The following is a 7,021-nucleotide window of genomic DNA, read 5'->3' as shown; positions in this document are numbered from 1 at the left end:
GAAGGCGACGGAGCAGCCGATCGACACCGGCACGGCGGCAGGCAAGGCGTTCCTCGACATGCTGGGCGTGTTCGCCGAGTTCGAGACCAATCTGCGCCGCGAGCGGCAGATGGAGGGGATCACGGCCGCCAAGGTTAAGGGCGTCTATAAGGGAAGGCCTGCCACCATCGACCCAGCCGAGGTTCGGCGTCTGTATCAGGAAGAGAAGCTCGGACCTGCTGCAATCGCGCGTCGCCTCGGCGTAGCCAGGTCGTCCATCTATCGGGTCATGCCGGAGCTAAGCCGCACGGCTGAGAAGCCGGGCGAAGGCGAGCCAAATAGCCTTGGGCTCCTTAGCTAGGCTATTTCAGCTCGGAAACGCTTGTTCCTAGCCGCGCATAAGTTGGTTGGCCAAGACGAGTGTACCCGAAAGAGCTAGGAACGAAATGGGCGACGACGGCGGACTGCAGGAGGTGAGGGGCGCGCGGGTCTATCTGCGGGTCTCGACCGACGAGCAGGATCTTGAGCGGCAGGAGCGGATCGTCGCCGATGCGCGCGCCGCCGGCTACTACGTCGCCGCTGTCTACCGCGAGAAGGCGTCGGGTGCCCGCGCGGACCGGCCCGAGCTGATCCGCATGGTCTACGACCTCCAGCCTGGCGAGGTCGTCGTGGCGGAGAAGATCGACCGGATCAGCCGACTGCCACTGGCAGAGGCCGAGCGGCTGGTCGACGCGATCAGGGCCAAGGGCGCGCGGCTGGCGGTACCGGGCATCATTGATATGTCGGAGCTTGTGAAGGGCAGCGCCGGGGTCGCCCGCATCGTGCTCGAGGCGGTGCAGGACATGCTGCTCCGGGTCGCACTTCAGACCGCGCGGGACGATTATGAGGACCGGCGTGAACGACAGCGCCAGGGCATCGACATTGCGAAGCGGGAAGGGCGGTATACCGGGCGGAAGGCCGACCATGCCCAGCACCGGCGCATCATCGCGCTACGCGAGGCGGGTATGAGCATCGCCAAGACGGCCGAGCTGGCACCGTGTAGCCCAGCGCAGGTGAAACGGGTGATGGCGCTGCACCGAGGCAAGGCTTCCCCGCCCGCATCCGGCAACGTGTCGTGAGCGTCGTGGCATTCCGCCCCCGGATCCTGCCATCTTCTACCCCGCAGGGATGCGTGGCTAGGTGTTTGGTCCCGATGATTGGTGGTGCGGGTTGGTGGTGAAGCGATGGGGCTAGTCGCCCCAGGTTTTGCAGATGAACTCGTAAGGTGTGAGGCCGCGCAGCGTCTTTAGCCGGCGCGCGTAGTTGTAGGCGGCGATGAAGTCCTGGAGGTGCGTCTCGAGCTGCCGGTGCGTGTCGTAGTGGTAGCGTTTGACGGTCGCCTCTTTGATGGTCCGGTTCATGCGCTCGACCTGGCCGTTGGTCCAGGGGTGCTTCACCTTGATCAGCCGGTGCTCGATGCCGTTCTCCTGGCAGCGCATGTCGAACATATGGGTGACCCACTGCAGCGCGACAATCAGGATGCGAGCGCAGCGACAATCAAGATGAGAATCGCGAGGGGCTACGGCGGCGCAGGGCGTAGCCCGGAGCCGACGTAGCCCCTCGCGATGGCGCGTTCCTGGTGGGGCGTCGCCGCTGATGATCACGGCCGGCCGGGTATGACACTGCGGCGCGGCGACGGAAGAGCATGTCTCGACCGCCCGGGAAGATCGGTCCCCTCTGACTCGAGAACGGCCTCACGGCGCGAAGCACCTCCACCGCGGCGGCCGACAGCGGCACGACGTGCTCGAACGCCTCGTCCTCGCGGAGATCCAGCTCCTGCTTCATCTTCGCGGCGGAGACGCGCCACAGTGCGTCCGGAGAACGCCCGTCCGGCTTGGTCCAATCGACCCCTTCGATCTCGGACCACATCGCCTCGCGCACCATGCCCGGCCGCTGGGCCGTGATGGCGAGATAGCGCGAGCTGAGGCGGGTGACGGGCGAGGCCGCGGCGCGGTCGACGGTCCGGATCAGCGAGCGGATCTGCGCGATGTCCGTGAGCGCGGGCCGGCGCCTGCGCGGCGGCACTGGCTTCAGCGCGTCGCGCACGTTCACGGCCGGGTTGGTGTTCCTCACGCCGGCGGCTGCGGCGTATCGGAAGACGCGCTCCGCACGCTGCCGCAACCTATGCGCAGTCTCGATGGCTCCGCGCGCCTCGACCTTCCTCAGCGCGTGGAGCAGCAGCCCCTCGTCGATCTGGTCGACCGGAATTGCGCCGACCTGCGGGAATAGGTTCTGCTCCATGGACATGATCACGTCGTCGGCGTGCACCGGCTTCCAGCGCGGCACCTGGGTCGCGTGCCATTCGCGCGCGAACTGCTCGAAGGTGTTCTCGTGGCCGACCTTGCGCGAGTGCCGCGCGCGCGTCCGCTCCAGGCCGGGATCGAGGCCATTACGCAGAGCCTGCTTGGCGTCGTCTCGCAGCTCGCGGGCACGCTTCAAGCCGACATCGGGATAGGCGCCGAGGAGGAGACGGCGCTCCTTCCCGCCGAAGCGGTACTTTAAGCGCCAGGTCCGGTGGCCGCTCATCGACACGAACAGGTAGAGGCCGCCCGTGTCGCCCATCTTTTAGTCGCGCTCGCGCGGCTTTGCCGTCTCGACCCTCCTGGCGGTCAGCGGCTCGCGCGGCTCCTCCGTCTCATCCGGCATCAGTGCCCCCACACGTTGAGTTCGCGTGCCCCCACAATGCCCCCGTGGGGGTTGCGATTAGGTGAAGCGGGATGAGGCGGTTTGAGACGCCAAGCAGCGCACCTCGCCTCGGGAAACGACCGCGCTGCGACGGGATGATACAGGCTGAGAAACTGGCCTGGCGGAGACGGAGGGATTCGAACCCTCGGTACGGGTTTACCCCGCACGGCGGTTTAGCAAACCGCTGGTTTCAGCCACTCACCCACGTCTCCGAGTTGGCCACCGGCCCGCTATAGCCAGCGCGTCGCGTCCGATCAACCGCCGGTCGCTCCAATCGCATTCGTTCATTGCGCGCTCATCCGGCCCGCGGTTAACGTGCCGTCCGGGCGCTTGGGGAGTTTACGCGATGCGTGGGTGGATGATCGCTTTGGGCATGGCCGCGCTGACGTTGTCGGTGCCCGCGTCGACGCAGGTGCGCACCATCGACCCCAACCGGCCGATCGATGCCGATCTCGCCCCCCGCCCGCCCGCTCGCGATCCCGCGCCCGTGCGTGCCTACCCCGACGAGCCGACCGAGACCGAGACCGGGCCCGCCCCTGCGCCCGCCTCTCCGACGGCTCCCGTCGCCGGCCTCGCGCCGGACGCCGCGACCCGCGCCGCCGACACGTTCGAGCGCGACGACCTGCTCCAGGCGGGTGAAGACGTGTTCGGCAAGGGGGCGGCCGGGTTCGCCGGCGTGATCGAGCGCATCCTGAAAAGCCAGGGCCGCCCCAACGCATACATCGCGGGCCGCGAAGCGGCGGGTGCGTTCGTGGTGGGTCTTCGGTACGGATCGGGCGTCATGACGCACAAGGTCGAGGGCCAGCGCCCCGTCTATTGGACCGGCCCGTCGATCGGCTTCGACATCGGCGGCGACGCGGACAAGGTGTTCGTGCTCGTCTACAACCTGCATGACAGCCAGGAGCTGTTCCGCCGCTTCCCCGCGGCCGAGGGGCGTCTGTACGCGGTGGGCGGTTTCGCCGCGACCTACCTGCGGCGCGGCAACATCGTGCTGATCCCGGTCCGTCTGGGCGTCGGCTGGCGCGCTGGCGTCAATGTCGGCTATATGCGGTTTAGCCAAAAGTCGAAGTGGCTGCCGTTTTAAGGCGCAGCGCGGCTTGCGCCACGCTGGCGCAAGACTCGCGCAAGCCCGGCCGGCGGGGCCCCAGCCCCGACCGACGGCGCGGCTTTGCCGCGACGCCCCTACTTTCACTCTAATACCCCGGCATCGTCTGCACCCCCGCCGCCAACCGCTCCTTCACCAACCCCGGCATGACCCGCAGCGCGGCGCGCATCGCCTCCTGCACCGCCACCGGCCCATGCACCGCGTACCCGCCCTCCGCCGCCCGCCCGACCACGCCGCGCACGCGCGCCAGGCGCATAGCCTCGAATAGGGCGGGCACGCCGGCCGGATCCGCCCGCGCCGCCGCCGCACCCAGCGCCACCGCGTCCTCGATCGCCTGGCACGCGCCCTGGCCCAGGTTGGGCTCCATCGCGTGACCCGCATCGCCCACGCACATCGTGCGCCCCCGCGCGAGCCGCCGGGGTGGCGACCTGGCGTGGATCGGCCAAGGGATCAGGCGTTCGGCGGGCGTGGCCCTCACCGCATCACGGACGTGCGCGGGCCAGCCTTCCAGGCGCGCCGCGATCCCGCGAAGGGTTGGCGCGGGTTCGTCGATCCGCGCGGTGCGCATGTGGAACCAGTAACGCCGTCCGCCCCCCAGATCGAACACCCCGTACCGCTCGTGCCGCCCCCAATATTCCGCCGCGAGGCCGGCGGGCATCGTCCCGTCCACGGCGTCCGACAGCGCGACCACACCGCCATAACCGCGGTACCGCGCCTCATTGCCCGCCACGGCCAGTCCCACCGCCGACCGAATGCCGTCCGCCGCCACCACCAGATCGGCCGAGCGTCGCTCCCCGTCCGCGAAGCGCACCTCGCCCCGCTCCGCCGAGACGAGTTCCACCACCTCCCGCCCCAACTCGACGGCCAAGTCGCCGACCGCGTCGCGCAACGTCGCCCGCAGCAGCGCCCGCGTCGGCAGATAGGCGTCCGCCACCGCTCGATCGATCAGCATGGCCCCATCCCGCGTCGCCAGCAGCATGCGCGCGATCGGCGCCGCCTCTGCCTCGATCCGCGCCGCCGCACCCAGTCGCCTGAGCCCCGCCATCGCGTTCGGCCACAGGCTGAGCGCCGCGCCCGCCGCGGGCAGCTCGGGCGCGCGCTCCACCAGTTCGACCGTCCACCCAGCTTGGCGGAGCGCGACCGCGCTCGCCAGCCCGGCGATGCCCGCGCCGATCACGAGGGCCGTCGGAGCACTCACGCCTCCAACCGCCACCCCAACCGCTCGCCCGCATGGAACGGCACCACGTCGCCCACCCGCTCCGGCACCAACTCCCCGCCCCGCGCCAGCGTCACGCTCCCCTCGTTCAGCGGCAGTCCGTACCACCGCGCGCCGTTCTCGCTCGCGAACGCCTCCAGCCGCCCCAGCGCGTCCTCCTCGTCGAACACCGCCGCGTAGCTTTCGATCGCGTAGGGGGCGTTGAACACGCCCGCGCATCCGCAGCCCGACTCCTTGGCGCGCACCTCATGCGGGGCGCTGTCGGTCCCCAGGAAGAAGCGCGCGCACCCTCCCGTCGCCGCGCGCCTGACCGCCAGCCGGTGCCGCTCGCGCTTGAGCACGGGCAGGCAATAGGCATGCGGCCTCAGGCCCCCCTCGAACAGCGCGTTGCGGCTGAGATGCAGGTGCTGGGGCGTGATCGTCGCCGCCAGCCGGTCGCCTCCCGCCTCGACGAACGCCGCCGCCTCGGCGGTGGTGATATGCTCCATCACCACCCGCAGCGCCGGGAAGTCGCGCAGCAGCGGTTGGAGCACCCGTTCGATGAACACCGCCTCCCGGTCGAAGATGTCCACCGCCGGGTCGGTCACCTCGCCGTGCACCAGGAGCGGCATCCCCGCCCGCTGCATCGCCTCCAGGACGCCGCGGACATTGCGCAGGTCGGTCACCCCATGTGCGGAGTTGGTCGTCGCCCCCGCCGGATACAGCTTGCACGCGGTGAACACCCCCTCGGCGTGCCCGCGCACGATCTCGTGTCGATCGGCGTCGTCGGTCAGATAGCAGGTCATCAACGGCGTGAAGTCCGACCCCGCCGGCAACGCCGCCATGATCCGGGCGCGGTACGCCGTGGCCGCGTCGACGCTCGTCACCGGCGGCGAAAGGTTCGGCATCACGACCGCGCGCCCGAATATCCTGGCCGTATAGGGGGTCACCGCCGCCAGCATCGCGCCGTCGCGCAGGTGGACGTGCAGGTCGTCGGGGCGGCGGATCGTCAGGCGGTCGGTCATCGCCACCGCCTAGCGGCCCGCGCCTTTCCGCGCCACCGCACGCGCTTGGCTTTTGGATCGATGGCGCTAGCATCGCCGCCATGACCAGTCCCAGCCCCGGCATGCTCCCCGACCGCGCCGTACTCCGGCTCAGCGGGGAGGACGCGCGCGATTTCCTGCAAGGGCTGGTCCCCGCCGATATCGCCGACCTGACGCACGAAAAGCCGCTCTGGACGGGATTGCTGACGCCGCAGGGCAAGGCGTTGTTCGATTTCGTCCTATGGGACGACCGCGTCGACATCCTCCTGGACTGCGAGGCCGCCCAGGCCGACGCGCTCGCGGCCAAGCTCTCCGCCTACCGCCTGCGCCGCCGGGTCGCGATCGAACGCGACCCGCTCGCCGTCCACTGGTCTCCCTACAACAGCACGACCCTGCCGGACCCTCGGCTGCCCGAACTCGGCTGGCGCTGGCTCGCTCCGTCCAGCCCGCCCGCGGTCGGCTGGCACCCGCACCGCCTCTCGCTCGGGGTGGCGGAGGGGGTGGGCGAACTCGGGTCGGGCGAGACGCTATGGCTCGAATGCAACGCGCTGGAGCTGAATGGGGTCTCGTTCACCAAGGGCTGTTACATCGGCCAGGAGAACACCGCGCGCATGCACCACCGCGCCAAGGTCAACCGCCGCCTGGTCGTGGCGCCCCTGGGCGAGCCGGGCGACCGCACCCGCGCGACCTATCCCGATCTAGGGCTGATGGTCGAGCATCGCCGGGTCGACGCGCTCGGCGACGCGCTCCGCCCGGCCTGGCTGGAGGCGGCGTTGGGCGAGGGAGAAGCAGGCTAGATCGCAACGCCCGCTCGATCGATCATACGGCGGCTGCGCATCGACTCTTCCTGACTCGATCGAAACAGGCGCGCGATTGCACAACCGCTGCGCGTCCAAAGGACGCCGGAGCGGATCGGCACCGGCTAGGGCTCAAACCCAATCAGCGGGTTGAGCTGAGCGCCGTTCGCTGATTCAC

7 protein-coding genes, 1 tRNA gene and 1 pseudogene are annotated in these 7,021 nt (G+C 69.8%); 4 read left to right on the top strand and 5 right to left on the bottom strand.

Annotated features, from left to right (window positions below; translation table 11 throughout):
• Both ACFE71_RS14140 and ACFE71_RS14135 read left to right on the top strand, forming a co-directional pair.
• Positions 1-340 (top strand): recombinase family protein (locus ACFE71_RS14140; RefSeq protein ID WP_375429407.1); only part of this gene is annotated, 340 nt, incomplete at its 5' end.
• 85 nt (positions 341-425) lie between these two features.
• The gene (locus ACFE71_RS14135) at positions 426-1,097 is read left to right on the top strand and encodes a recombinase family protein (protein ID WP_375429406.1); all 672 of its coding nucleotides are present in this window, start codon (positions 426-428) and stop codon (positions 1,095-1,097) included.
• Positions 1,098-1,208: 111 nt separating this feature from the next.
• Here the strand turns inward: ACFE71_RS14135 and ACFE71_RS14130 are convergent.
• The 3 genes and pseudogenes from ACFE71_RS14130 to ACFE71_RS14120 all read right to left on the bottom strand — a co-directional run.
• Positions 1,209-1,469, bottom strand: a pseudogene (locus ACFE71_RS14130) (integrase core domain-containing protein); the annotation flags it as partial.
• 46 nt (positions 1,470-1,515) lie between these two features.
• Complete coding sequence (locus ACFE71_RS14125; RefSeq protein WP_375429405.1) at positions 1,516-2,580, bottom strand: tyrosine-type recombinase/integrase; 1,065 nt, start codon at positions 2,578-2,580, stop codon at positions 1,516-1,518.
• A 242-nt stretch (positions 2,581-2,822) separates the two neighbouring features.
• Positions 2,823-2,915 (bottom strand) — tRNA-Ser (locus ACFE71_RS14120).
• Positions 2,916-3,049: 134 nt separating this feature from the next.
• Here ACFE71_RS14120 and ACFE71_RS14115 point away from each other — a divergent pair.
• A complete protein-coding gene (locus tag ACFE71_RS14115; protein ID WP_375429404.1) occupies positions 3,050-3,787 on the top strand; it encodes a DUF1134 domain-containing protein in 738 nt (245 codons plus the stop codon).
• 109 nt (positions 3,788-3,896) lie between these two features.
• Here the strand turns inward: ACFE71_RS14115 and ACFE71_RS14110 are convergent, their stop codons facing one another.
• Positions 3,897-5,006, bottom strand: a complete 1,110-nt coding sequence (locus ACFE71_RS14110) for an FAD-dependent monooxygenase (RefSeq protein ID WP_375429403.1) — start codon at positions 5,004-5,006, stop codon at positions 3,897-3,899.
• The gene (gene pyrC, locus ACFE71_RS14105; RefSeq protein WP_375429402.1) at positions 5,003-6,028 is read right to left on the bottom strand and encodes a dihydroorotase; all 1,026 of its coding nucleotides are present in this window, start codon (positions 6,026-6,028) and stop codon (positions 5,003-5,005) included. The genes ACFE71_RS14110 and pyrC overlap by 4 nt, the downstream gene beginning before the upstream one ends.
• Positions 6,029-6,108: 80 nt before the next feature.
• Between pyrC and ACFE71_RS14100 the strand changes: the two genes are divergently transcribed.
• Complete coding sequence (locus ACFE71_RS14100) at positions 6,109-6,843, top strand: YgfZ/GcvT domain-containing protein (protein WP_375429401.1); 735 nt, start codon at positions 6,109-6,111, stop codon at positions 6,841-6,843.
• The last annotated feature ends 178 nt before the right edge of the window (positions 6,844-7,021 follow it).

The organism is uncultured Sphingomonas sp. (assembly GCF_964237155.1).
Lineage (GTDB): Bacteria > Pseudomonadota > Alphaproteobacteria > Sphingomonadales > Sphingomonadaceae > Sphingomonas.
This window is presented reverse-complemented; position numbering and strand designations above follow the sequence as displayed.

Coding starts and splice junctions, on each gene's coding strand:
- ACFE71_RS14135 (WP_375429406.1), top strand. CDS start 426: ATGGGCGACGACGGCGGACTGCAGGAGGTGAGGGGCGCGCGGGTCTAT.
- ACFE71_RS14115 (WP_375429404.1), top strand. CDS start 3,050: ATGCGTGGGTGGATGATCGCTTTGGGCATGGCCGCGCTGACGTTGTCG.
- ACFE71_RS14100 (WP_375429401.1), top strand. CDS start 6,109: ATGACCAGTCCCAGCCCCGGCATGCTCCCCGACCGCGCCGTACTCCGG.
- ACFE71_RS14125 (WP_375429405.1), bottom strand. CDS start 2,580: ATGGGCGACACGGGCGGCCTCTACCTGTTCGTGTCGATGAGCGGCCAC.
- pyrC (WP_375429402.1), bottom strand. CDS start 6,028: ATGACCGACCGCCTGACGATCCGCCGCCCCGACGACCTGCACGTCCAC.